The following is a 24,266-nucleotide window of genomic DNA, read 5'->3' on the forward strand; positions in this document are numbered from 1 at the left end:
GAACGGCCCAGCAAATTCGGATATGTGATGTTTGTGTACGAATCTTCAGCGTTTCGTCTTCACCACCGCAATCTTCATGAGCAAATTGCTTGGGTGTTATATGGTCAAGCCTCACGGGCAATTAGTATTGGTTAGCTCAACGCCTCACAGCGCTTACACACCCAACCTATCAACGTCGTAGTCTTCGACGGCCCTTCAGGGGATTCTAGATCCCAGTGAGATCTCATCTTGAGGCAAGTTTCCCGCTTAGATGCTTTCAGCGGTTATCTCTTCCGAACATAGCTACCCGGCAATGCCACTGGCGTGACAACCGGAACACCAGAGGTTCGTCCACTCCGGTCCTCTCGTACTAGGAGCAGCCCCTCTCAAATCTCAAACGTCCACGGCAGATAGGGACCGAACTGTCTCACGACGTTCTAAACCCAGCTCGCGTACCACTTTAAATGGCGAACAGCCATACCCTTGGGACCGGCTTCAGCCCCAGGATGTGATGAGCCGACATCGAGGTGCCAAACACCGCCGTCGATATGAACTCTTGGGCGGTATCAGCCTGTTATCCCCGGAGTACCTTTTATCCGTTGAGCGATGGCCCTTCCATACAGAACCACCGGATCACTAAGACCTACTTTCGTACCTGCTCGACGTGTGGGTCTCGCAGTCAAGCGCGCTTTTGCCTTTATACTCTACGACCGATTTCCGACCGGTCTGAGCGCACCTTCGTACTCCTCCGTTACTCTTTGGGAGGAGACCGCCCCAGTCAAACTACCCACCATACACTGTCCTCGATCCGGATAACGGACCTGAGTTAGAACCTCAAAGTTGCCAGGGTGGTATTTCAAGGATGGCTCCATGAGAACTGGCGTCCCCACTTCAAAGCCTCCCACCTATCCTACACAAGCAAATTCAAAGTCCAGTGCAAAGCTATAGTAAAGGTTCACGGGGTCTTTCCGTCTAGCCGCGGATACACTGCATCTTCACAGCGATTTCAATTTCACTGAGTCTCGGGTGGAGACAGCGCCGCCATCGTTACGCCATTCGTGCAGGTCGGAACTTACCCGACAAGGAATTTCGCTACCTTAGGACCGTTATAGTTACGGCCGCCGTTTACCGGGGCTTCGATCAAGAGCTTCGCTTGCGCTAACCCCATCAATTAACCTTCCGGCACCGGGCAGGCGTCACACCCTATACGTCCACTTTCGTGTTTGCAGAGTGCTGTGTTTTTAATAAACAGTCGCAGCGGCCTGGTATCTTCGACCGGCAAAAGCTTACGGGGTAAACCCTTCACCTTCGCCGGCGCACCTTCTCCCGAAGTTACGGTGCCATTTTGCCTAGTTCCTTCACCCGAGTTCTCTCAAGCGCCTTGGTATTCTCTACCTAACCACCTGTGTCGGTTTGGGGTACGGTTCCCGATTGTCTGAAGCTTAGGAGCTTTTCTTGGAAGCATGGCATCAACCACTTCGTCGCCTAAAGGCAACTCGTCATCAGCTCTCGGCCTTGGGATCCCGGATTTGCCTAAGATCCCAGCCTACCACCTTAAACTTGGACTACCAACGCCAAGCTGGCCTAGCCTTCTCCGTCCCTCCATCGCAACAATCGGAAGTACAGGAATATTAACCTGTTTTCCATCGACTACGCTTTTCAGCCTCGCCTTAGGGACCGACTAACCCTGCGTCGATTAACGTTGCGCAGGAAACCTTGGTCTTTCGGCGTGCAAGTTTTTCACTCGCATTGTCGTTACTCATGTCAGCATTCGCACTTCTGATACCTCCAGCAAGCTTCTCAACTCACCTTCACAGGCTTACAGAACGCTCCTCTACCGCATCACCAGAAGGTGATACCCGTAGCTTCGGTGCATGGTTTGAGCCCCGTTACATCTTCCGCGCAGGCCGACTCGACTAGTGAGCTATTACGCTTTCTTTAAAGGGTGGCTGCTTCTAAGCCAACCTCCTAGCTGTCTAAGCCTTCCCACATCGTTTCCCACTTAACCATGACTTTGGGACCTTAGCTGACGGTCTGGGTTGTTTCCCTTTTCACGACGGACGTTAGCACCCGCCGTGTGTCTCCCATGCTCGGCACTTGTAGGTATTCGGAGTTTGCATCGGTTTGGTAAGTCGGGATGACCCCCTAGCCGAAACAGTGCTCTACCCCCTACAGTGATACATGAGGCGCTACCTAAATAGCTTTCGAGGAGAACCAGCTATCTCCGAGCTTGATTAGCCTTTCACTCCGATCCACAGGTCATCCGCTAACTTTTCAACGGTAGTCGGTTCGGTCCTCCAGTTAGTGTTACCCAACCTTCAACCTGCCCATGGATAGATCGCCCGGTTTCGGGTCTATACCCAGCGACTAAACGCCCTATTAAGACTCGCTTTCGCTACGCCTCCCCTATTCGGTTAAGCTCGCCACTGAATATAAGTCGCTGACCCATTATACAAAAGGTACGCAGTCACCTAACAAAGTAGGCTCCCACTGCTTGTACGCATACGGTTTCAGGATCTATTTCACTCCCCTCTCCGGGGTTCTTTTCGCCTTTCCCTCACGGTACTGGTTCACTATCGGTCAGTCAGTAGTATTTAGCCTTGGAGGATGGTCCCCCCATGTTCAGACAAAGTTTCTCGTGCTCCGTCCTACTCGATTTCATTGATAAGAGATTTTCGTGTACGGGGCTATCACCCACTACGGCCGCACTTTCCAGAGCGTTCCACTAATCTCAAACCAACTTAAGGGCTGGTCCCCGTTCGCTCGCCACTACTAAGGGAATCTCGGTTGATTTCTTTTCCTCAGGGTACTTAGATGTTTCAGTTCCCCTGGTTCGCCTCTTGCACCTATGTATTCAGTACAAGATACTCAGCTTATGCTGAGTGGGTTCCCCCATTCAGAGATCTCTGGATCACAGTCTGTTTGCCGACTCCCCAAAGCTTATCGCAGGCTACCACGTCTTTCATCGCCTCTGACTGCCAAGGCATCCACCGTATGCGCTTCTTCACTTGACCATATAACCCCAAGCAATCTGGTTATACTGTGAAGACGACATTCGCCGAAAATTCGTACTGCCCTTTCGAGCATTCACAAATTTTACCTTAGCCTGATCACACACCAGTGAAAGTGCATGTCAGTCTATTTCTATCACATATCCGAATTTTTAAAGAACGATCTGACAAAAGTCAGAAATCAACATTCATCAACGAATGTTCATTTCTAAGTTCTGACAAGCTGTGAAGCATGAAGCAAAATGGTGGAGCCAAGCGGGATCGAACCGCTGACCTCCTGCGTGCAAGGCAGGCGCTCTCCCAGCTGAGCTATGGCCCCGTGTATCTGCAATGGTAGGTCTGGGCAGATTTGAACTGCCGACCTCACCCTTATCAGGGGTGCGCTCTAACCAACTGAGCTACAGACCTATAACAGGGTCACGTTACAGCATCGTCTTTATACAAGTGAATCAAGCAATTCGTGTGGGAGCTCATCAGCAGGCTGATGTCTTCGATTAAGGAGGTGATCCAGCCGCAGGTTCCCCTACGGCTACCTTGTTACGACTTCACCCCAGTCATGAATCACACCGTGGTAACCGTCCTCCCGAAGGTTAGACTAGCTACTTCTGGTGCAACCCACTCCCATGGTGTGACGGGCGGTGTGTACAAGGCCCGGGAACGTATTCACCGCGACATTCTGATTCGCGATTACTAGCGATTCCGACTTCACGCAGTCGAGTTGCAGACTGCGATCCGGACTACGATCGGTTTTGTGAGATTAGCTCCACCTCGCGGCTTGGCGACCCTCTGTACCGACCATTGTAGCACGTGTGTAGCCCAGGCCGTAAGGGCCATGATGACTTGACGTCATCCCCACCTTCCTCCGGTTTGTCACCGGCAGTCTCCTTAGAGTGCCCACCATAACGTGCTGGTAACTAAGGACAAGGGTTGCGCTCGTTACGGGACTTAACCCAACATCTCACGACACGAGCTGACGACAGCCATGCAGCACCTGTGTCAGAGTTCCCGAAGGCACCAATCCATCTCTGGAAAGTTCTCTGCATGTCAAGGCCTGGTAAGGTTCTTCGCGTTGCTTCGAATTAAACCACATGCTCCACCGCTTGTGCGGGCCCCCGTCAATTCATTTGAGTTTTAACCTTGCGGCCGTACTCCCCAGGCGGTCAACTTAATGCGTTAGCTGCGCCACTAAAATCTCAAGGATTCCAACGGCTAGTTGACATCGTTTACGGCGTGGACTACCAGGGTATCTAATCCTGTTTGCTCCCCACGCTTTCGCACCTCAGTGTCAGTATCAGTCCAGGTGGTCGCCTTCGCCACTGGTGTTCCTTCCTATATCTACGCATTTCACCGCTACACAGGAAATTCCACCACCCTCTACTGTACTCTAGCTTGCCAGTTTTGGATGCAGTTCCCAGGTTGAGCCCGGGGCTTTCACATCCAACTTAACAAACCACCTACGCGCGCTTTACGCCCAGTAATTCCGATTAACGCTTGCACCCTCTGTATTACCGCGGCTGCTGGCACAGAGTTAGCCGGTGCTTATTCTGTCGGTAACGTCAAAACAGCAAGGTATTCGCTTACTGCCCTTCCTCCCAACTTAAAGTGCTTTACAATCCGAAGACCTTCTTCACACACGCGGCATGGCTGGATCAGGCTTTCGCCCATTGTCCAATATTCCCCACTGCTGCCTCCCGTAGGAGTCTGGACCGTGTCTCAGTTCCAGTGTGACTGATCATCCTCTCAGACCAGTTACGGATCGTCGCCTTGGTGAGCCATTACCCCACCAACTAGCTAATCCGACCTAGGCTCATCTGATAGCGCAAGGCCCGAAGGTCCCCTGCTTTCTCCCGTAGGACGTATGCGGTATTAGCGTTCCTTTCGAAACGTTGTCCCCCACTACCAGGCAGATTCCTAGGCATTACTCACCCGTCCGCCGCTGAATCGAAGAGCAAGCTCTTCTCATCCGCTCGACTTGCATGTGTTAGGCCTGCCGCCAGCGTTCAATCTGAGCCATGATCAAACTCTTCAGTTCAATACTGCTTGGATTTTTAAGAAACCCTAAACTTGGCTCAGCAATCTCAAATGACTACTATGATTTCTCATGTGGCCACTTGTGATGCTGATAATCTTGGCGACTATCAAACCATACTCACAAGCACCCACACGAATTGCTTGATTCAATTTGTTAAAGAGCGGTTGGTTGAGCGTTTCGTCTCAACCGAGGCGCGCATTCTACGCTTTCCTCTGCGTCTGTCAAGCGTTTATTTCGAAGTATTTTGCGAGAAACTCGTTCAACTTCAAACACTTGACTCGCTTGCGATCTCTCGTAGCGGGAGGCGAATTCTACAGCGTTACAACCTGCTGTCAACTGCCCTTTTGCTACTAACAACCTCAAGCGTTTAACACTTGCCTCGCTGCGACTGCATCGCTGCGAGGTGGCGAATAATACGCGATCTGAATTTGGAGTCAACACCTTGATCTGAAAAAACTTTCGCGCTGATAACGGCCTTCCCGGCAACTAAACGGCAGCGCAATTGATCTGTAGAGAAACACCCTGAGGAGCACAGCGGTAATGAGCGATGCGCACAGCGACAAAACCCCTGGCCTGTCGGCGGATGAAGAACAGGAAATCAGCCATAACCAACCGCCCCGGGCCGCGGTGCTGCACGAGATCATCCGCGCCCAAGGCGATCAGGAGCTGGAGCGAACCCTCGCCGCGCTGTGGTGGTCGGCACTAGCCGCCGGCCTGAGCATGGGCCTGTCGTTGATGGCTATGGGCTTGTTCTATGCCCGCCTGCCAGAGGGTGACAGTGCACAGGTCATCGCCAGCCTTGGCTACTGCGCCGGGTTTCTCGCTGTGATCCTGGCGCGGCAGCAGTTGTTTACCGAAAACACGCTCACTGCCGTGCTGCCAGTGATGACTACCCCGACCTTGGGCAACCTCGGCCGCTTGTTGCGTTTATGGAGCGTGGTGCTGCTGGGCAATATGGCCGGCACGCTGCTGGTGTCCTGGGTCATGCTCGAGCTGCCGATTTTCGACAGCAAGGCAGACGTGGCATTCCTGGAGATAGGCCGCAAGGTCATGCACAACGACATCAGCCAGATGTTTGCCAAAGGCATCATATCGGGCTGGATGATCGCAACCATGGTCTGGATGATCCCGGCAATGGAGAACGCCAAGATCTGGATCATCCTCCTGATCACCTACATGATGGCCCTCGGCGACTTCACCCATATCGTGGTGGGCTCGGTTGAGGTTTCCTACCTGGTCTGGGCTGGCGATGAAACCTGGCAGGCTTTTGTGTTCGAGTTTGCCCTGCCTACCTTGGCCGGCAACATCATCGGTGGCAGCTTCATCTTTGCCTTGATCAGCCACGCCCAGGTGCGCAGCGACAGCGGCAAGCCACCGTCCAAGCTGTTAAAAGAAGCCAACCCAAATAACGATCGCCAAGAGCCGCGTCTTTAATAGCTAACGCGAGACAACTGAACTGGGTTGCGCCCTGCCCTGCTGACGCAGGGGGCGCGGTTGCCACCAGTTCTGCCCGGCGTGGGGTGAGTCGAGGCTGACACGCTCGCCCATCTGCGGCGTGCTCAGCTTGACGTGAGCAGCGCCGGCCAGCGCGAGAATACGTTCGAACGGCTCCTGCCAGGTATGGGTAGACAAATCAAAGGTGCCATTGTGGATAGGCAGCATCCAACGCCCACGCAGATCCAGGTGTGCTTGCAAGCTTTGCTCGGGCTGCATGTGCACGCTGGGCCAGGCCAGGTTGTAGGCGCCGGTTTCAATCAGCGTGAGGTCGAACGGACCGTAGCGCTCGCCTATCTGACGAAAGCCATCGAAGTAACCGGTATCGCCACTGAAAAACAGCCGCAGCCCGTCATCGATAATCACCCAGGACGCCCACAACGTCTGATTGCTGTCGAACAGACCGCGCCCGGAGAAGTGCTGCGCAGGTGTGGCGGCAAAGCGCACGCCCGCCACCTCCGCCTCCTGCCACCAATCGAGTTGGCGCACCTTGCCAGCTGGCACTCCCCACCCGATCAGGCGGTCACCAACTCCTAGCGGCACCAGGAAAACATCCGTGCGCGGCGCCAACTGGCGAATGGCATGCTCGTCGAGGTGATCGAAGTGATCATGGGACAGGATCACGGCTGCCAACGGCGGAATCTCGTTGGTCGCCAACGGCGAAGGGTGAAAGCGCTGCGGCCCGGCCCACTGCACCGGCGAGGCGCGCTCGGCAAACACCGGGTCGGTGAGGAAAAAGCACCCACGCAGCTTGAGCAGTATCGTCGAATGCCCCAGCCGCCACAGACTGTGGTCTGGCGAATCAAGCAACTGCTGCCGGCTCATCGGCTGCAAGGTAATAGCCGTCGCAGGCCGCGTTTGCGGTGGTTTGCGCAAGAACAGGTATTTGAGACCAATGCGCAGTTTTTTCAGCATGCCGTCCTGTGGCAGGGCCGCCTGGTTGTGGAAGCGCCCATCCTGATAACGCGCCGGTTCACCGGCAGGGGAGTCCGTGGGCAGCATGAACAGGAGCGCTCCGTAGAGAAACAAGGCCTTCATATTACCCCACAGCGTCGGATCAACCGTGAAATGGCTTGTAAGGTCATTTTTCGCTGAGGTGAGTCTGTTGAACAATATTCACCCGATTTATGCGATAAACGGCGCCCCACGGAAGAACCACGATCATGATCGACAACAGAAGCGGCAAGGGACTCTCATTCGCCAGGCGCATCTACCTGCCCAGGATTCTCGGCATGGGCATCGGCCTGTTCAGCGTGATGGCCGCCATGGCACCGCTGCATCCTCCCGGCTGGATCTGGGCGTTGATGCTGGTTAATGGCTTGCTGTGGCCACACGTTGCTTATCTATGGGCCAAGCATTCCACTGCGCCCTACCGCGCCGAACAACGTAACCTGCTGCTGGACTCACTGATGGGCGGCTTCTGGGTGGCGGCCATGCACTTCAATCCTCTGCCCACGGTGACCATCCTGTCGATGATGACCATGAACAATGTTGCCGCCGGCGGCAAATCCCTGCTGGCGCGAGGGCTGCTCGGGCAATTAGCCGGGATGCTGCTCGCCAGCGCGATGCTGGGCAGCGGCCTGCAGTTGCAGACCAGCGCCCTGCAGGTCTGGGCATGCCTGCCAATGCTGGCCCTGTATCCCGTAGCACTTGGATGGGTGTGTTATCGCCTGGCGATCAACCTGGCCGACCATAAACGTCAGCTCAGCGCACTGAGCCGTACCGACAGCCTGACTGGTTTGCTCAATCACGGTTCATGGAAGGACCTGCTCCTGCTCAAGTTCCAGATCAGCCGCCAACAGCGCCTGCCGGCAATGATCGCCCTGATCGACATCGACCATTTCAAGGCCATCAATGACACTTATGGTCACGTCGTCGGCGACTGCGTGCTGCGCCACTTGAGCCAGGAACTGCAGCGCAGCCTTGGCCCGGATGATCAGGCCGGGCGCTACGGTGGCGACGAGTTCTGCGTGATATTCCCAGGGGCTGACCAAGCCCGGGCTGGGCTGGCGATGGAAGCGCTGCGTGAGCGGGTCAATGCCTACCGCAACCCGCAACTACCCATGTTACGGATCAGTCTGAGCATTGGTCTGGCAGCCTATGATGAGCTTTTGAAGTCGCCGGAGCACTGGCTGGAACACGCCGACAAAGCACTATATGCCGCCAAACATCAGGGCCGCGACCAGGTCAGCTTCAATCATGGGCCTGCTGCCCCGCTCAGGCTGGCATACCCAGACTGAGCGGGGCCACATTCAACGCAGACGGCGCTCGGCAACGATCTCCGGCAGATCGCTGCGCTGCAGATAGATGCGCAACGGCTCGGCGATATTCAGGCGGTCGTCCACATGCTGGCCGAGCAGCAGGGCCAGGCGCTCACGGCACAACGCCATGCGCTGCCCGGACTCGGCCCGCCAGACGAATTCGCTACACGGTGTAATGCTGTCGTCCGCTACATCCATGCCAAACGCATCTTCGGAAAAGCGCACGATATGACTGCCGCGCTTGGCGTGATAACCGACAAAGCCATTGAGCTGGTCGGCGGCGCTGCAGATGTCTTGAGAAGTAATGGCCATGGCGTACCTCGCTAGTTAAGAGAGTGACGCACGCAAAGCCTGCGGCGGCCTCTGGCGGGCCACGCGCAGCTTTCAGCCTAGCGCAACTGGCCAGCGCTTCGCCAAGCTTTTTGATCTGCTCCTGGCAAGCCCGCTAGAATACCCGGCAAATCATTGATGTGGCCCAAGGGGCCGTGGAACCCTGCATGAACAACGCGGTAAGTTCCGACATCGCCACTATTGGTCGCATCAGTGCCGTGCCGGCGATTCTTCAGGTTATCTGCCAGAGCACCGGTATGCGCTTTGCTGCAGTGGCGCGGGTCACCGAGCACAGCTGGACCGCCTGTGCGGTGCTGGACGGCCTCGGGTTCGGCATGGATGTAGGCGGCGAGCTGGACATCGCCACTACCTTTTGCAATGTAATCCGCAGCTCACATCAGGCGATCGTGATCGACAAGGCCAGTGAAGACCAGCTCTACTGCCAGCACCCCACCCCCAAGCAATACAAGTTCGAGAGTTACATCTCTGTGCCGGTGTACCGGCAGGACGGCAGTTTCTTCGGCACCATCTGCGCGCTTGATCCCGAGCCATTTGCGCTGAAAAACAGCGCAGTACAGCCAATGGTCGAGGGCTTTGCCCGCCTGCTGTCGGTGCAGATAGAACATGAAGAACAGGCGCAGCGTACCGAACACGCCCTGCAGCAGGAGCGAGCGATGGCAGAGGTGCGCGAGCAGTTCATTGCCGTGCTGGGCCACGACCTGCGCAACCCGCTGTTTGCCATCACCGCCGGCGCAGAGCTGCTGGTGCAGCGCCTGACCGAGCAAAAACACCAGGCACTGGCCAAGCACATCCTCACCTGCGGTCAACGGGCGAGCAATCTTGTGCGTGATGTGCTGGACTTCGCCCGCGGCCGCCTGGGCAGCGGTATCGCCCTTGCGCAGCAACCGTGCCATGACCTGGCCGAGGTACTGCGGCACGTTGCCTCGGAACTGCAACGCGTCCATCCACAGCGCCTATTGCAGCTGCAACTGGGCGAGATCGACGGTTTGTATTGTGACCCTGAGCGGATTGCCCAGTTGTTATCCAACCTGATCGCCAACGCCCTGGTGCATGGTGACCCGCAGGGTGTGGTGACGGTTGGTGCAAGCATTCATGACGGCCACTTCCTGCTGAGCGTACATAACCTGGGCGAACCGATCCCCGCGCAGACCCTCGCTCAGCTGTTTCAGCCCTTTACCCGAACACGCGCCACAGCCCATCAACAAGGCCTGGGCCTCGGCCTGTACATTGCCAACCAGATCGCCCTCGCCCACGGCGGGCACATGCAAGTGGCATCAAGCCTTGCGGGCGGAACTGTGTTCAGCTTTCACCTGGCCGTTGATCGGCCTGAGACGGCTGTTCAAGCACTGTTGCCGGAACAGTAAGCCGCGCTGCGCCAGCAAGAAAATCCAGACAAAAAAATGGGCGACCGAAGTCGCCCTAAATGCCTTGCGTGCTCATGAATCGGGAAGGATCAGCGCTGTTTGCGCTTGTGCGAATCCTTCCAGATGAAAATGCCCAGACCGGCGAAGAAGACCAGCATCAATCCGACCGTCACAACACCTGCGATAACCACATTGTCGAAGAACATGTCGGCGCTCCCTGTTTATCTGCCGTCGTCCGATGGATGTAAGGTAGCGAATAGGAGCAGGGAGGAAATTGACCGGGGTCAATAGTGCCCGGGACCGGGCACTGGAGGCGGGCGCAGGGTTGACCTGCGTCAAGTTTCAGCGCTTTTTGGGTTTGTTCTTGGGCTTTTTCTTTTTACCAGCCGTCAGCGGCATGGCTTGCTCGAAGGCCTGGCGCATTTCATCGAGGCGCTTGTCCTTGAGGTCATGGATACGTTTGGCGCGCTCGGCGCCGAAGTCGATCAGGTTGTCTTCACTCATGGGCGGGCCCGGCTGTCAGCAGATAAGTGCATGATGCCGCCAGGCGTCGATGTTGGCCAGTCAGACTTCGATATCGACCAGCAAACCCTGGCGCGGACGTTCGCCCAGGGGCGCTACAGGCACGGTGTTGTCGGCATTGAGTTCCTCACCGGCGAGTGCCTCGTAACGCTCGTCATCCTCATCGTGGCGGCGCTGATGCTGGCGGCGCTGCTCTTCACGCAGGAGCAAGGCCTGCTCGTTAGGGTCGCGCTGCTGCTTGAGGTTGATCGAGCTGTCGTCGGGAGCTGGCTGCGCAGGGACAACCGGGCGGATGTCCGGTGTCTGTTTGACCGGATCGTGCTGGGTGGTCACGGGCATGGCACTGAGTGGAATGATCGGCGGCAGCATTGAGGTTCTCCTGTCACTACTGTATCGGCCGGTGTGAACCGGCCTTGAGTGCCTCACTACGGGAAGCGAGCGCCGCCAGCCAGGCTTGCTTAATCGGGTAGATCGTCATCTGCATCATCCGGCTCGGGGCTGACTTCGCTCCACGGCCGTTTGTAGACCTTCTGCCACACCGCATCCAGATGATCACGCAGGACCTGCGCGGCATTCTTCAGTGAGGCGCTATCAACCCGCTCACCGCCGATAGGTTGTTCTCCTGCCGGGCTGATCAAGGACTGACCGGTGATGCTGTAGACCGAAGCACCTTCACGCAGTTCGATTGCAATGTCGTGCGGGTCAATACCACCGCCGCAGAATGCGTGGCTGGCCACTGTCACTTCGGCGACACCGTCGCCATTCAGATCGCTGACGTCACTGACATCGGTATAGAAGTCGACATCCAGGTCCAGCCCCGGGCAGGTGGTCTCTTGCTCGATCTGCCAGCGCGGCTTGAACGCTTCGCTGCCGGCAGTGCGCCCGTACAGGGTGGCTTTGAGCACCACCTTGTCGACTTCCTGCTCGCTCTCGGGGTCACTGGCCTGGCCATCGGTACGGCTCAACACCAACAGCCCCTCGCCGTCGCGGTCGCGAAAATGCACGCTCTTGATCGGTGTACGCACACCAAGCACCTCGAGCTGCTCGGCGGCGATCGGCGCCAAGGACTGGAAATTGTTCTGCTCGCAACCGGCCATCAGCAGCAAGCTGCCCAGGCCCATGGAAGCGGTCAACCAACGGTACTTGGCAGGCATTGGGCTGGGTATCCTCGTCGCTGCGGGTGGGCGTCGATGAAACGGCTAGTCTGTTAACTCTTTGGTCTGCCCGGTCTATCCGTTAACATAGCCGGCTTTTCATCGGCGGGAGTTCAGGCAGTATGGCGCAGCAGTATCAACCGGGGCAACGCTGGATCAGCGACAGCGAAGCCGAGCTCGGCCTGGGTACCATCCTGGCACAGGATGGCCGCTTGCTGACCGTGCTGTACCCGGCCACTGGCGACACCCGTCAATATTCCCTGCGCAATGCGCCGCTGACCCGCGTGCGCTTCTCGCCGGGCGACCAGATCACTCATTTCGAAGGCTGGAAGCTGACCGTGCGCGAGGTCGATGACGTCGACGGCTTGATGGTCTACCACGGCCTCGACGCACAGAACCAGCCGCGCACCCTGCCGGAAACCCAGCTGTCCAACTTCATCCAGTTCCGCCTGGCCAGCGACCGCCTGTTCGCCGGGCAGATCGACCAGCTGGCGTGGTTCTCGCTGCGTTACAACACCCTGCAGCACAACAGCAAACAGATGCTGTCGAGCCTGTGGGGGCTGGGCGGCTGCCGCGCGCAACCGATCGCGCACCAGCTGCATATCGCCCGTGAGGTCGCTGACCGGATCGCCCCGCGCGTTCTGCTGGCCGATGAAGTAGGCCTGGGCAAGACCATCGAAGCAGGCCTGGTGATTCACCGCCAACTGCTCACCGGCCGCGCCAACCGGGTGCTGATCCTCGTTCCAGAAAATCTCCAGCACCAGTGGCTGGTAGAGATGCGCCGGCGCTTCAACCTGCAGGTAGCGCTGTTCGACGCCGAACGTTTCATTGAGAGCGATGCCAGCAACCCATTCGAAGACGCCCAGCTGGCGTTGGTCGCGCTGGAGTGGCTGGTCGAAGACGAGAAGGCTCAGGACGCGCTGTTCGCCGCCGGCTGGGACCTGATGGTGGTCGATGAAGCGCATCACCTGGTCTGGCACGAAGAAAACGCCAGCGCGGAATATTCCCTGGTCGAGCAACTTGCCGAGGTCATCCCTGGCGTGCTGCTGCTGACCGCGACCCCCGAGCAACTTGGCCAGGACAGCCACTTCGCGCGCCTGCGTCTGCTCGACCCGCATCGTTTCCACGACCTGGCAGCCTTCCGCGCCGAGAGCGAGAACTACCGCCCGGTCGCCGAAGCAGTGCAGGAGCTGCTCGAACAAGGCCGCCTGTCGCCCAAGGCCCACGCCACTATCCACGGTTTCCTCGGTGCCGAAGGCGAAGCCTTGTTGACTGCGGTCAACGATGGCGACAGCGAAGCCAGCGCACGCTTGATCCGCGAGCTGCTCGATCGCCACGGTACCGGCCGCGTGCTGTTCCGTAACACCCGTGCTGCCGTGCAAGGCTTCCCCGAGCGTCATCTGCATCCCTACCCGCTGCCTAACCCTGAGCAGTACAGCGCACTGCCGGCTGGCGAGCGCGCCGAGCTGTATCCGGAAGTGGCCTTCCAGGCCCAGGGCCCAGGCGATGACGAGCAACGCTGGTGGCGCTTCGACCCACGGGTCGACTGGCTGATCGACACGCTGAAAATGCTCAAGCGCACCAAGGTCCTGGTGATCTGCGCCCACGCCGAGACCGCGATGGACCTGGAAGACGCCCTGCGCGTGCGCTCCGGCATCCCAACCACGGTATTCCATGAAGGAATGAGCATCCTCGAACGGGATCGCGCGGCAGCCTACTTCGCCGATGAAGAGTTCGGCGCTCAAGTACTGATCTGCTCGGAAATCGGCAGTGAGGGCCGCAACTTCCAGTTCGCTCATCACCTGGTGATGTTCGACCTGCCAGCCCACCCCGACCTGCTCGAGCAGCGCATTGGCCGTCTCGACCGGATCGGCCAGAAGCACACCATCGAGCTGCATATCCCGTACCTGCAGGACAGCCCGCAAGAGCGCCTGTTCCAGTGGTACCACCTGGCACTGAATGCGTTCCTCGCCACTTGCCCGACCGGCAACGCCCTGCAACATCGCCACGGTTCGCGCTTGCTTTCGCTGCTCGGCGATGGCGAAGCCAGCGCCTGGAATACCCTGGTGGACGAAGCCCGCGCTGACCGCGAGCGCCTCGAGTCCGAACTGCACAGCGGCCGCGACCGCTTGCTCGAGCTCAACTCCGGCGGTGCTGGCGAAGGTCAGGCACTGGTCGAGGCGATCTTGGAGCAGGACGACCAGTTCGCCCTGCCTATTTATATGGAAACCCTGTTCGATGCCTTTGGTATCGACAGCGAGGACCACTCGGAAAACGCCCTGATCCTCAAGCCGAGCGAAAAGATGCTCGACGCCAGCTTCCCGTTGGGTGACGACGAAGGCGTGACCATCACCTACGACCGGGCCCAGGCATTGTCGCGCGAAGACATGCAGTTCCTCACCTGGGAACACCCAATGGTACAGGGCGGCATGGACCTGGTGCTGTCCGGGTCGATGGGCAACACCGCCGTAGCGTTGATCAAGAACAAGGCGCTCAAGCCAGGCACCGTCCTGCTCGAACTGCTCTACGTAAGTGAAGTGGTCGCGCCTCGCAGCCTGCAACTTGGCCGTTACCTGCCGACCGCTGCCCTGCGCTGTTTGCTCGATGCCAACGGCAACGACCTCGCCGCACGGGTGGCCTTCGAGACGCTCAACGAGCAGCTCGAAAGCGTGCCGCGGGCCAGCGCCAACAAGTTCATCCAGGCGCAGCGCGATGTATTGGCCCAGCGCATCAGTGGTGCCGAAGCCAAGATCGAGCCGGTGCACGTCGAGCGCGTGGCCGAGGCGCAGCGTCGCCTGGCTGCCGAAGCGGATGAGGAGTTGGCACGCCTGACCGCACTCAAGGCCGTCAACCCGACGGTACGTGACAGCGAAATCGATGCGCTGCGTGCACAGCGTGAGCAGGGCTTGGCCATGCTCGACAAGGCGGCTTTGCGTCTGGAAGCGATTCGGGTGCTGGTCGCGGGCTGAGTAGTCCAAGCACGACTCGCAAGCAGTAAAAACCAGGGCGCCTTACGGCGCCCTTTTTTATTTCCGCCCGCTATCAGCCTGATAACCAAATCGTAGCAACCAAATAGCCATTAATCAGGAAGGCTTAACTACCTTTTCCTATACTGCGTGTTCATGAGTCCCCGTTGGGGACGGATGCAGGGCACCACGGAGAGGCGCGATGGAGTGGCTGGGACTGCAATTGTTCGCCGAGCTACCGGCAACCGGACAGATCGTTATCGACTGCCGTCACGAGCCATTGCTGATCATTCTGGCCTATATCGTCGTCAGCGCTGCGGCGTTTGCCACCCTGGATATGGCTGAGCGCCAATGCCACAGCGAGAACGACAATGCTCGCCGGCAATGGCGGATCCTCGGCGCATGCTGCCTGGCAGGCGGTATCTGGGCCTTGCATTTCATCAGCATGCTGGCCTTTCACGCGCCGCTGGAAACCCACTATGACGCCGCGCTGACAGGGTTGTCGTTGCTGCTTGCCCTACTCGCCTCGTGGTTCGCCATGCACAGCCTTGAGCGCCATGTGATGAGCCCGCTTCATTACCTGCAAGCAGCCACATTCATCGGCCTCGGTGTGACCTTGATGCACTACGTCGGCATGGCGGCAATGAAGACCAGCGCCGTGCAGTACTACCAGACCAGCCTGCTGCTGGCCTCGTTGCTGATTGCCATTGTCGCCAGCCTGCTGGCGCTGGTCATGGCGCGTTACTTTCGCAACGGCAGCGGCACCCTGCATCTGGCCATGAAGTACGGCGCCAGCCTGCTGATGGCCGGCGGTATCGTGGCTACCCATTTTACCGGCATGGCGGCCATGACCCTGGTGATCCCGGCAGACGCTGCGCTGAGCCTGCCATCCACTGACAACAGCCTGCAGTTGGGCCTGACCGTTGCCTGCATCACCCTGCTGATCAGCGCCAGCAGCATCAGCGCGGCGCTGGCCGACAAAAAACTGCAAAGCAAGGAGCACGACCTGCGCCGGGTCAGTGTGCTGCTCAGCCAGCTTGACCAGGCCCGGGTGTCGCTGCAGCAGGCCGCGCACTACGATGCACTGACCAACCTGATCAACCGCCGCGGTTTCAACCAGGTGTTTGCCGAACGTCTCGCCGAGCACGCCGCAAATGAAGGCATGCTGGCGGTGATGTTCCTCGACATCGACCACTTCAAGCGGATCAACGACAGCCTCGGCCACGCCGCCGGCGATGATCTGCTCAAGGTCATCGCCGACCACATCAAAGCCGCAACCCGCAGCCAGGATCTGGTGGCGCGGTTTGGCGGCGACGAATTCTGCATCGTCACCAGCCTGCACAGCCGCGACGAGGCCCGTCACCTGGCGCAGCGGATCATGCAGCGGATGAAAGAGCCGATCGACCTGGGCGGACGGCGTATGGTCATGACCACCAGCATCGGCATCAGCATCTATCCGGACGACGGCCGCAATGCCGAAGAATTGCTGAAAAACGCCGACTTGGCGCTTTATCAGTCCAAAGGCTGCGGACGCAACAACCTCAACTTCTTCAATAGCAGTCTGCGTGTTCGCGCGACCCTGGAACTGCAGTTGGAGGAAGAGCTGCGGGTTGCCTTGCTCGAAGAACGCGGCCTGTGCGTGCACTACCAACCGATTTTCGACGTACGCAGCGGTCAAGTGGCCAAGCTGGAAGCGCTGGTGCGCTGGCAACACCCGCAGCACGGTCTGCTCGGGCCGGACCGCTTCATCGGCATCGCCGAAGCCAACGGGCTGATCGCCGAGCTGGATCTGTGGGTGCTGCGCCGCGCCTGCGCCGACCTTGCCCGGCTCAATCAGCATGGTTACGCCAGCCTCAAGGTCACGGTCAATTGCTCGGCGCTGACCCTGGCCCGCGAAGAGCTCCCAGATGACGTCCAACAGGCCTTGTTCCAGGCTGGCCTGGCGCCGCGACAACTGGAACTGGAGGTCACCGAAAACGCCCTGATGGGCGACATTCAGCAGGTCATCAACCTGCTCAAGCGGATTCGCGGGCAAGGCGTGGCGCTGTCGATCGATGACTTCGGCACTGGCTATTCGTCGCTGGCTTACCTCAAACGCCTGCCGCTGGACGTACTGAAGATCGATCGTTCATTTATCCAGGAAGTCCCGGTCAGCCAGAAAGACCGTGAGATCGTCCAGGCAATCATCATGATGGCCCACACCCTGCACCTGCAGGTAGTCACCGAAGGCGTCGAAACCGTGGAGCAGCAGCAGTTTCTGGTCAGCCATAGCTGTGATTACCTGCAAGGCTACCTGCTCAGCCGACCGGTGCCGTTGACCGAGCTGTACCCGGTACTGCAGCGCCTCGACCGCCAGCAACCGGCGCTCACGGCAGATGCCGATACAGCTCAACCAGAGTTGCCGGATCTTTTTCCAGGCAGCCCTGGCTACCGTGCAAGCGCATCAGTTGCGCGGCGAGGCCACTGATCGGTGCGGCCGAGCCCTGCTCGTGGGACAGTTTGACGGCGCCATCGAGGTCCTTGAGCAGCGTGCGTACATGCCACTTGACCGGTTCGAACTCGCTCGCTGCCATCTGCGGCGCAAGTATCTGCAGCGGCTTGGAATCGGCAAAGCCACCGGCCAGCGCTTCGGCGATCAAACTGGCATCGACGCCGGAGCGCTCGGCGAGGGCGACCACTTCGGCAATCACCAAGGCATTGCAGGCAACGATCATCTGGTTGCAGGCTTTGGTGACCTGGCCCGCGCCTACCGCGCCCATGTGAGTCACGCGCTGACCGAGCTGCATCAGCACCGGCCGTGCCCGGGCCAGATCCTGCGCTGCGCCGCCAACCATGATTGCCAGGCTACCGGCGGTAGCCCCGGCTGTGCCGCCCGACACTGGCGCATCCAGCCAGGCCATGCCACAACGCGCTGCCAGCTCGGCTGCCATTGCCCGCGTCGCACTGGGCTCAAGGCTGGACAGGTCGACCAACAACTGCCCGTGCCGACCGCCTGCGGCCACCCCCTGTTCACCAAACACCACCTCGCGGACCACGCGGGTGTCCGCCAGGCACAACAGCACCATATCGCTGTACTGGCTCAGCTCTGCAGGGCTCGCCGCCAGCCGGGCGCCGGCAGCGACCAACTCGGCGCACTTGTGCGGGCTGCGGTTCCATACCGTCAATGGATAACCGGCAGCCAACAGGCGACGGCACATCGGTAGGCCCATCAAGCCAATCCCAGCGAAACCCAACGCAGGCAATGCAGTACTCATAGCAACTCCATCAACGGTGTGTGCAACAGCAACCAGCAAGTGACAGTGCCACCCTGGCCTCGACTTGAGCGCAGTGGCGAGCGCCCTGCACCTTTATTACGCATTCCGTAAACTGTTACCGCTGTGCCGAACGAGGCTCGCGGTGTTACTTACTTCTACCTTACGTGCACGTCAACGCGCACCATAAGCAGCCGCCTGCCTGTTTCTACGCACCAAAAAAGCTCACTGATTTGTAGCGGGCTTTGTCTGCATGAGCACGAATGGCGAAACCACCACAGCCCAGATTTGCGGATCACGGGCCTGCATGTCTAGCGCCTGCTCTGCCGATACCGGGCCGACAGTGCCATCCGCCCGCCATTTGGCGAACATTTCACCTTGGTTTTCGGCCATCGCCGCAGCAACGGTAATCAGGTCCAGATCGGGATCGACCCAAATCAGGTCACCCTTTGCCCAGAAACGCTCCAGCGCCTTCCACTCAATGATTGCAGTCTCACCAAGCAATTTGGCATAGAGGGTGCTTGTTTGATCAGTCATGGGTTCCTACCAGCAAGAATCGGCCAACTTAAAGGCCGCTATTTTTGCAGAAAAACCCGGTTGCAAATATGTAATTTGCTCGACGGCTCCCGAGTATGGGGGATGCATCGCTGAATAGAGGCTATTTGATGGCGCTATTCTGTATGTTTATGTCGATCACGCGACACCCCGCGAAACAGACGCTTTTTGATGGCTTTTCAAGCGTCGAGCCAGCGCTCTACACTGTACCGGTACAGTTCCGGGACATGTTCCGGGGGAAGGTGGGCGTGCATATGGCGTGGCCATTGCACATCCCGCCCGGTCTGTAGCCCTGACCGCCAGGACTATAAGAATTACAACAGAATGAGTGGAGCACTATGATCAAGATTTCCAAGCTGTTCGCTGCAATGGTACTGGCCGGCGTAGCCAGCCATTCGTTTGCTGCCGATACCATCAAGATCGGTATCGCCGGCCCGAAAACCGGTCCCGTCACCCAGTACGGCGACATGCAGTTCATCGGCGCCAAGCAAGCTATCAAGGACATCAACGCCAAGGGCGGCGTCGATGGCAAGATGCTTGAGGCCAAGGAATATGACGACGCTTGCGACCCTAAACAAGCAGTGGCCGTAGCCAACAAAGTGGTCAACGATGGCGTCAAGTACGTAATCGGTCACCTGTGCTCCAGCTCCACCCAGCCTGCATCCGACATCTACGAAGACGAAGGCGTGATCATGATCACCCCGGCTGCCACCAGCCCGGAAATCACCGCCCGTGGCTACAAGATGATCTTCCGCACCATCGGCCTGGACAGCGCGCAAGGCCCGGCTGCTGGCAACTACATCGCCGACCACGTCAAGCCTAAGGTCGTTGCAGTACTGCACGACAAGCAGCAATACGGTGAAGGCATCGCTACCGCGGTCAAACAGACCCTGGAAAGCAAAGGCACCAAAGTTGCCGTGTTCGAAGGCCTGAACGCGGGTGACAAGGACTTCTCCTCGATCATCCAGAAGCTCAAGCAGAACAACGTCGACTTCGTTTACTACGGCGGCTACCACCCAGAACTGGGCCTGATCCTGCGCCAGGCGCAAGAAAAGGGCCTGAAAGCCAAGTTCATGGGCCCGGAAGGTGTCGGCAACGACTCCATCTCGCAGATCGCCCAAGGCGCTTCGGAAGGCCTGCTGGTGACCCTGCCGAAGTCGTTCGACGCTGACCCTGCGAACAAGGCCATTGCCGATGCCATCAAGGCTGACGGCAAGGACCCAAGCGGCCCGTTCGTGTTCCCGGCCTACTCCGCTGTGCAGTTGATCGCTGACGGTATCGTTGCGGCCAAGTCCGAAGACGCCGAGAAAGTGGCTGCAGCGATCCACGCTGGCACCTTCAAGACCCCGACCGGCGACCTGTCGTATGACGCCAAGGGCGACCTGAAAGACTTCAAGTTCGTGGTTTACGAATGGCACTTCGGCAAGCCGAAGACTGAAGTCTCCCCGCAGTAACTGCGTGATCAATAGCTGACCGAAAAGCCCACTGTGCGAGCAGTGGGCTTTGTTTTACGAGGTTCATGAGAACGATTGCCGTGATCCGGCAGCCGCCTCACCTGAAAATCTTAAAACCGTCACCCGCGGTTCACTGGCCGAGCCCTGCCATCGTCGCACAGACCACGAGGCGCGCCGGGTTACCCCCCGCCAGCGAATGCAATCAGGTTTTTAGGAGCGCTGTAATGCCTGAGATCTACCATTTCTTCCAACAACTGGTTAATGGATTGACCATCGGCAGCACCTATGCCTTGATCGCCATCGGTTACACGATGGTGTACGGCATCATTGGCATGATCAACTTCGCCCACGGCGAGGTGTACATGATCGGGTCCTACGTGGCATTCATTGCACTCGCCGGGCTGGCCATGATGGGCATCCATTCCCTGCCGATACTGATGACCGTGGCCTTTATCGCCACGATCTGCGTAACCAGTGCCTACGGCTACAGCATCGAGCGCGTTGCCTACCGCCCGTTGCGCAACAGTAACCGTCTGATCCCGCTGATCTCTGCCATCGGCATGTCGATCTTCCTGCAGAACACTGTGCTGCTGTCACAGGATTCCAAGGACAAGTCGATCCCCAACCTGATCCCTGGGAGCTTCTCCTTCGGCCCGGGCGGCGCAGAGGAGGTGCTGATTTCCTACATGCAGGTACTGGTGTTCGTCGTCACCCTGGTGGCCATGACCCTGTTGACCCTGTTCATCTCCCGTTCCCGCCTGGGCCGCGCCTGCCGCGCCTGTGCCGAGGACATCAAGATGGCCAACCTGCTCGGTATCAACACCAACAACATCATTGCCCTGACCTTCGTCATTGGCGCCGCACTGGCGGCAGTGGCAGCCGTGTTGCTGAGCATGCAATACGGGGTGATCAACCCCAACGCCGGCTTCCTGGTGGGCTTGAAAGCCTTCACCGCGGCAGTCCTGGGCGGCATCGGCAGTATTCCGGGCGCCATGCTCGGTGGCCTGGTGCTGGGTGTGGCCGAAGCCTTTGGCGCCGATATCTTCGGTGACCAGTACAAGGACGTCGTGGCGTTCGGGCTGTTGGTTCTGGTGCTGTTGTTCCGGCCGACCGGCATTCTGGGCCGTCCGGAGGTTGAGAAAGTATGAACAAGAATATCAAACAAGCGTTTTTCAGCGCCCTGCTGGTCTGGGCTGTGGCCTTCCCGGTACTTGGTCTGAAGCTGAGCATAGACGGCATCAACCTGATCGTGCATAGCCAGGGGCCGTTCACCATCACCGTGATTGCGGTGTGTTCGGTGTTGATGTTCCTGCGGGTGTTGTTTGACAAGCAGTGGAGCGCAGTCACTGCCCGTGGCTCGGACCGCAAGTTGATCTCGCCAGCGGTGAGCAACTTCCTGACCTTGCCCAAGACCCAGCGCTGGATCATCCTCGGCCTGATCGTGGTGGCATTGGTCTGGCCGTTCTTCGGCTCGCGCGGCGCGGTCGACATTGCTACGTTGATCCTGATCTACGTGATGCTCGGTCTGGGGCTGAACATCGTCGTCGGCCTGGCCGGCCTGCTCGACCTGGGTTATGTCGGCTTTTACGCAGTGGGTGCCTACAGTTACGCCATGCTGTCGCACTACTACGGGCTGAGCTTCTGGATCTGCCTGCCGATTGCCGGCTTGATGGCAGCCACCTTCGGCTTCTTGCTGGGCTTCCCGGTATTGCGCTTGCGCGGTGATTATCTGGCGATCGTGACCCTCGGTTTCGGTGAGATCATTCGGCTGTTCCTGCGTAACCTGACCGACCTCACCGGCGGCCCCAACGGCATCAGCAACATCCCCAAGCCAACCTTCTTCGGGCTGTCGTTCGAGCGTCGCGCGGCTGAAGGCATGCAAACCTTCCACGAGTACTTCGGCATCGAGTACAACTCGATCAACAAGGTCATCTTCCTCTACTTGGTAGCGTTGTTGCTGGCCTTGCTGGCCTTGTTCGTGATCAACCGGCTGCTGCGCATGCCAATCGGGCGGGCGTGGGAGGCACTGCGTGAAGACGAGATCGCCTGCCGTGCGTTGGGCCTCAACCCCACCGTGATCAAGCTCTCGGCATTTACTCTGGGCGCCTGCTTCGCCGGTTTTGCCGGCAGCTTCTTCGCCGCACGGCAAGGGCTGGTGACACCGGAGTCGTTCACCTTCATCGAGTCGGCAATCATCCTCGCCATCGTTGTGCTGGGCGGTATGGGTTCGCAGTTGGGCGTGATTCTCGCGGCCATCGTGATGATCCTGCTGCCGGAGCTGATGCGTGAATTCAGCGAGTACCGCATGTTGATGTTCGGTGCGCTGATGGTGTTGATGATGATCTGGCGTCCGCAGGGCTTGCTGCCTATGCAACGACCACATATGGAGCTGCGTCGATGAGCCGCGAAATTCTGCAAGTCAGCGGCCTGAGCATGCGCTTCGGCGGCTTGTTGGCGGTCAACGGCGTGGCCCTGACCGTCAAGGAAAAACAAGTGGTGGCGCTGATCGGCCCGAACGGCGCCGGCAAGACCACGGTGTTCAACTGCCTGACCGGCTTCTACAAGCCAAGTGGCGGCACCATTCTGCTCGACGGCCAGCCGATTCAGGGCCTGGCCGGCCATCAGATCGCCCGCAAGGGTGTGGTGCGGACCTTCCAAAACGTGCGTCTGTTCAAAGAGATGACCGCGCTGGAAAACCTCCTGATCGCCCAGCACCGGCACTTGAACACCAACTTCTTTGCCGGCCTGTTCAAGACCCCGAGCTTTCGCCGCAGCGAACACGAAGCCATGGAGCGCGCGCAGTACTGGCTGGACAAGGTCAACCTGACCGAGTTCGCCAACCGCACTGCCGGCACCCTCGCTTACGGCCAGCAGCGCCGCCTGGAGATCGCCCGCTGCATGATGACCCAACCGCGGATCATCATGCTCGACGAACCTGCCGCCGGCTTGAACCCCAAGGAAACCGAAGACCTCAAGGCATTGATCGGCTACCTGCGCGAATCCCACAACGTGACTGTGCTGCTGATCGAGCACGACATGAAACTGGTGATGAGCATCTCCGACCATATCGTCGTGATCAACCAGGGCACGCCCCTGGCCGATGGTACCCCGGAGCAGATCCGTGACAATCCTGATGTGATCAAGGCCTATTTGGGGGAAGCGTAATGCTCAAGTTCGAAAACGTTTCCACTTTCTACGGCAAGATCCAGGCGCTGCATGGCGTCAATGTCGAGATCAACCAGGGCGAGATCGTCACCTTGATCGGCGCCAACGGTGCCGGCAAGTCGACCTTGCTGATGACCCTGTGCGGCTCGCCGCAGGCGCACAGCGGCAGCATCAAATACCTTGGGGAAGAGCTGGTCGGCCAGCCGTCTTCGCACATCATGCGCAAGAGCATCGCCGTGGTACCCGAAGGCCGCCGCGTGTTTGCCCGTCTGACTGTCGAAGAGAACCTGGCCATGGGCGGTTTCTTCACCGACAAGGGCGATTACCAGGAACAACTGGACAAGGTCCTGCAGCTGTTTCCGCGCTTGAAAGAGCGCTACTCACAGCGTGGCGGGACCATGTCCGGTGGCGAACAGCAGATGCTGGCGATTGGTCGTGCGCTGATGAGCAAGCCCAAGTTGCTGCTGCTCGACGAACCGTCGCTGGGGCTGGCGCCGATCATCATCCAGCAGATCTTCGACATCATCGAACAACTGCGCCGTGATGGTGTGACGGTATTCCTGGTCGAGCAAAACGCCAACCAGGCACTCAAGATCGCTGACCGTGCCTATGTATTGGAGAACGGTCACGTGGTCATGCAGGGCACTGGCGAAGCATTGTTGAGTGACCCGAAGGTGCGAGACGCTTACCTCGGCGGTTGATCCTTC

General features: G+C 58.7%; 18 protein-coding genes, 2 tRNA genes and 2 rRNA genes. 10 read left to right on the plus strand and 12 right to left on the minus strand.

Annotated features, from left to right (window positions below; translation table 11 throughout):
• Positions 1–100 precede the first annotated feature (100 nt).
• From K3F44_RS13900 to K3F44_RS13915, 4 genes are all read right to left on the minus strand, one after another.
• Positions 101–2,993 (minus strand): 23S ribosomal RNA (locus K3F44_RS13900).
• 240 nt (positions 2,994–3,233) lie between these two features.
• Positions 3,234–3,309 (minus strand) — tRNA-Ala (locus K3F44_RS13905).
• 12 nt (positions 3,310–3,321) lie between these two features.
• Positions 3,322–3,398, minus strand: a tRNA-Ile gene (locus tag K3F44_RS13910).
• Positions 3,399–3,485: 87 nt separating this feature from the next.
• A 16S ribosomal RNA gene (locus tag K3F44_RS13915) occupies positions 3,486–5,022 on the minus strand.
• Together the 16S and 23S rRNA genes with 2 tRNA genes alongside form the textbook arrangement of a ribosomal RNA operon.
• 540 nt (positions 5,023–5,562) lie before the next feature.
• Here K3F44_RS13915 and K3F44_RS13920 point away from each other — a divergent pair.
• The gene (locus K3F44_RS13920) at positions 5,563–6,456 is read left to right on the plus strand and encodes a formate/nitrite transporter family protein (RefSeq protein WP_220632442.1); all 894 of its coding nucleotides are present in this window, start codon (positions 5,563–5,565) and stop codon (positions 6,454–6,456) included.
• A gap of 3 nt (positions 6,457–6,459) precedes the next feature.
• Here the strand turns inward: K3F44_RS13920 and K3F44_RS13925 are convergent, their stop codons facing one another.
• The gene (locus K3F44_RS13925) at positions 6,460–7,554 is read right to left on the minus strand and encodes an MBL fold metallo-hydrolase (RefSeq protein WP_220632443.1); all 1,095 of its coding nucleotides are present in this window, start codon (positions 7,552–7,554) and stop codon (positions 6,460–6,462) included.
• 125 nt (positions 7,555–7,679) lie between these two features.
• On the opposite strand from K3F44_RS13925, the gene K3F44_RS13930 reads away from it, so the two are divergent.
• Positions 7,680–8,756, plus strand: coding sequence for a diguanylate cyclase (locus K3F44_RS13930; protein WP_220632444.1), 1,077 nt, complete (start codon positions 7,680–7,682; stop codon positions 8,754–8,756).
• 12 nt (positions 8,757–8,768) lie between these two features.
• Here K3F44_RS13930 and K3F44_RS13935 read toward each other — a convergent pair whose 3' ends face one another.
• Positions 8,769–9,089, minus strand: a complete 321-nt coding sequence (locus tag K3F44_RS13935; RefSeq protein ID WP_101321790.1) for a DUF2025 family protein — start codon at positions 9,087–9,089, stop codon at positions 8,769–8,771.
• A 185-nt stretch (positions 9,090–9,274) separates the two neighbouring features.
• On the opposite strand from K3F44_RS13935, the gene K3F44_RS13940 reads away from it, so the two are divergent.
• Positions 9,275–10,492: an ATP-binding protein gene (locus K3F44_RS13940; RefSeq protein ID WP_220632445.1), complete on the plus strand. Its 1,218-nt coding sequence runs from the start codon at positions 9,275–9,277 to the stop codon at positions 10,490–10,492.
• A gap of 89 nt (positions 10,493–10,581) precedes the next feature.
• On the opposite strand, the gene ccoM is transcribed toward K3F44_RS13940, so the two are convergent.
• From ccoM to K3F44_RS13955, 4 genes are all read right to left on the minus strand, one after another.
• On the minus strand, positions 10,582–10,698 hold the full coding sequence (ccoM, locus tag K3F44_RS24975; protein WP_275967712.1) for a cytochrome c oxidase subunit CcoM: 117 nt from the start codon (positions 10,696–10,698) through the stop codon (positions 10,582–10,584).
• 136 nt (positions 10,699–10,834) lie between these two features.
• A complete protein-coding gene (locus tag K3F44_RS13945) occupies positions 10,835–10,996 on the minus strand; it encodes a hypothetical protein (protein WP_188035409.1) in 162 nt (53 codons plus the stop codon).
• Between the two features lie 60 nt (positions 10,997–11,056).
• Positions 11,057–11,383, minus strand: a complete 327-nt coding sequence (locus K3F44_RS13950) for an aspartate-semialdehyde dehydrogenase (protein WP_101321792.1) — start codon at positions 11,381–11,383, stop codon at positions 11,057–11,059.
• An 89-nt stretch (positions 11,384–11,472) separates the two neighbouring features.
• Positions 11,473–12,168: a M949_RS01915 family surface polysaccharide biosynthesis protein gene (locus K3F44_RS13955; protein WP_101321793.1), complete on the minus strand. Its 696-nt coding sequence runs from the start codon at positions 12,166–12,168 to the stop codon at positions 11,473–11,475.
• Positions 12,169–12,290: 122 nt separating this feature from the next.
• On the opposite strand from K3F44_RS13955, the gene rapA reads away from it, so the two are divergent.
• Positions 12,291–15,137, plus strand: a complete 2,847-nt coding sequence (rapA, locus tag K3F44_RS13960; protein WP_101321794.1) for an RNA polymerase-associated protein RapA — start codon at positions 12,291–12,293, stop codon at positions 15,135–15,137.
• Between the two features lie 199 nt (positions 15,138–15,336).
• Positions 15,337–17,601, plus strand: coding sequence for a bifunctional diguanylate cyclase/phosphodiesterase (locus K3F44_RS13965; RefSeq protein WP_220632446.1), 2,265 nt, complete (start codon positions 15,337–15,339; stop codon positions 17,599–17,601).
• On the opposite strand, the gene K3F44_RS13970 is transcribed toward K3F44_RS13965, so the two are convergent.
• Positions 17,501–18,388 (minus strand): NAD(P)-dependent oxidoreductase, encoded by an 888-nt coding sequence (locus K3F44_RS13970; RefSeq protein WP_220632447.1) that lies wholly within the window; start codon positions 18,386–18,388, stop codon positions 17,501–17,503. The genes K3F44_RS13965 and K3F44_RS13970 overlap by 101 nt on opposite strands.
• Positions 18,389–18,610: 222 nt before the next feature.
• Entirely contained in the window at positions 18,611–18,922 is a 312-nt protein-coding gene (locus tag K3F44_RS13975; protein ID WP_101321797.1) for a DUF2288 domain-containing protein, read from the minus strand.
• A gap of 356 nt (positions 18,923–19,278) precedes the next feature.
• On the opposite strand from K3F44_RS13975, the gene K3F44_RS13980 reads away from it, so the two are divergent.
• The 5 genes from K3F44_RS13980 to K3F44_RS14000 all read left to right on the plus strand — a co-directional run bounded on the left by K3F44_RS13980 (position 19,279) and on the right by K3F44_RS14000 (position 24,260).
• The gene (locus K3F44_RS13980) at positions 19,279–20,394 is read left to right on the plus strand and encodes a branched-chain amino acid ABC transporter substrate-binding protein (protein ID WP_101321799.1); all 1,116 of its coding nucleotides are present in this window, start codon (positions 19,279–19,281) and stop codon (positions 20,392–20,394) included.
• 224 nt (positions 20,395–20,618) lie between these two features.
• Positions 20,619–21,542 (plus strand): high-affinity branched-chain amino acid ABC transporter permease LivH, encoded by a 924-nt coding sequence (gene livH, locus K3F44_RS13985; RefSeq protein WP_101321800.1) that lies wholly within the window; start codon positions 20,619–20,621, stop codon positions 21,540–21,542.
• A complete protein-coding gene (locus tag K3F44_RS13990; RefSeq protein WP_101321801.1) occupies positions 21,539–22,795 on the plus strand; it encodes a high-affinity branched-chain amino acid ABC transporter permease LivM in 1,257 nt (418 codons plus the stop codon). Before livH ends, K3F44_RS13990 begins: the two co-directional genes overlap by 4 nt.
• On the plus strand, positions 22,792–23,559 hold the full coding sequence (livG, locus tag K3F44_RS13995; protein ID WP_101321802.1) for a high-affinity branched-chain amino acid ABC transporter ATP-binding protein LivG: 768 nt from the start codon (positions 22,792–22,794) through the stop codon (positions 23,557–23,559). The genes K3F44_RS13990 and livG overlap by 4 nt, the downstream gene beginning before the upstream one ends.
• Positions 23,559–24,260 carry an ABC transporter ATP-binding protein gene (locus tag K3F44_RS14000; protein WP_101321803.1) on the plus strand — a complete coding sequence of 234 codons (702 nt, stop codon included), beginning with the start codon at positions 23,559–23,561 and terminating at the stop codon, positions 24,258–24,260. The genes livG and K3F44_RS14000 overlap by 1 nt, the downstream gene beginning before the upstream one ends.
• Positions 24,261–24,266: the final 6 nt, after the last annotated feature.

Source organism: Pseudomonas sp. S07E 245, from assembly GCF_019599025.1.
GTDB classification, from domain to species: Bacteria; Pseudomonadota; Gammaproteobacteria; order Pseudomonadales; family Pseudomonadaceae; genus Aquipseudomonas; species Aquipseudomonas shirazensis.

Bases quoted from the DNA above. Each gene is read 5' to 3' on its own strand.
- K3F44_RS13920 (WP_220632442.1), top strand. From the start codon at position 5,563: ATGAGCGATGCGCACAGCGACAAAACCCCTGGCCTGTCGGCGGATGAA.
- K3F44_RS13925 (WP_220632443.1), bottom strand. From the start codon at position 7,554: ATGAAGGCCTTGTTTCTCTACGGAGCGCTCCTGTTCATGCTGCCCACG.
- K3F44_RS13930 (WP_220632444.1), top strand. From the start codon at position 7,680: ATGATCGACAACAGAAGCGGCAAGGGACTCTCATTCGCCAGGCGCATC.
- K3F44_RS13935 (WP_101321790.1), bottom strand. From the start codon at position 9,089: ATGGCCATTACTTCTCAAGACATCTGCAGCGCCGCCGACCAGCTCAAT.
- K3F44_RS13940 (WP_220632445.1), top strand. From the start codon at position 9,275: ATGAACAACGCGGTAAGTTCCGACATCGCCACTATTGGTCGCATCAGT.
- ccoM (WP_275967712.1), bottom strand. From the start codon at position 10,698: ATGTTCTTCGACAATGTGGTTATCGCAGGTGTTGTGACGGTCGGATTG.
- K3F44_RS13945 (WP_188035409.1), bottom strand. From the start codon at position 10,996: ATGAGTGAAGACAACCTGATCGACTTCGGCGCCGAGCGCGCCAAACGT.
- K3F44_RS13950 (WP_101321792.1), bottom strand. From the start codon at position 11,383: ATGCTGCCGCCGATCATTCCACTCAGTGCCATGCCCGTGACCACCCAG.
- K3F44_RS13955 (WP_101321793.1), bottom strand. From the start codon at position 12,168: ATGCCTGCCAAGTACCGTTGGTTGACCGCTTCCATGGGCCTGGGCAGC.
- rapA (WP_101321794.1), top strand. From the start codon at position 12,291: ATGGCGCAGCAGTATCAACCGGGGCAACGCTGGATCAGCGACAGCGAA.
- K3F44_RS13965 (WP_220632446.1), top strand. From the start codon at position 15,337: ATGGAGTGGCTGGGACTGCAATTGTTCGCCGAGCTACCGGCAACCGGA.
- K3F44_RS13970 (WP_220632447.1), bottom strand. From the start codon at position 18,388: ATGAGTACTGCATTGCCTGCGTTGGGTTTCGCTGGGATTGGCTTGATG.
- K3F44_RS13975 (WP_101321797.1), bottom strand. From the start codon at position 18,922: ATGACTGATCAAACAAGCACCCTCTATGCCAAATTGCTTGGTGAGACT.
- K3F44_RS13980 (WP_101321799.1), top strand. From the start codon at position 19,279: ATGATCAAGATTTCCAAGCTGTTCGCTGCAATGGTACTGGCCGGCGTA.
- livH (WP_101321800.1), top strand. From the start codon at position 20,619: ATGCCTGAGATCTACCATTTCTTCCAACAACTGGTTAATGGATTGACC.
- K3F44_RS13990 (WP_101321801.1), top strand. From the start codon at position 21,539: ATGAACAAGAATATCAAACAAGCGTTTTTCAGCGCCCTGCTGGTCTGG.
- livG (WP_101321802.1), top strand. From the start codon at position 22,792: ATGAGCCGCGAAATTCTGCAAGTCAGCGGCCTGAGCATGCGCTTCGGC.
- K3F44_RS14000 (WP_101321803.1), top strand. From the start codon at position 23,559: ATGCTCAAGTTCGAAAACGTTTCCACTTTCTACGGCAAGATCCAGGCG.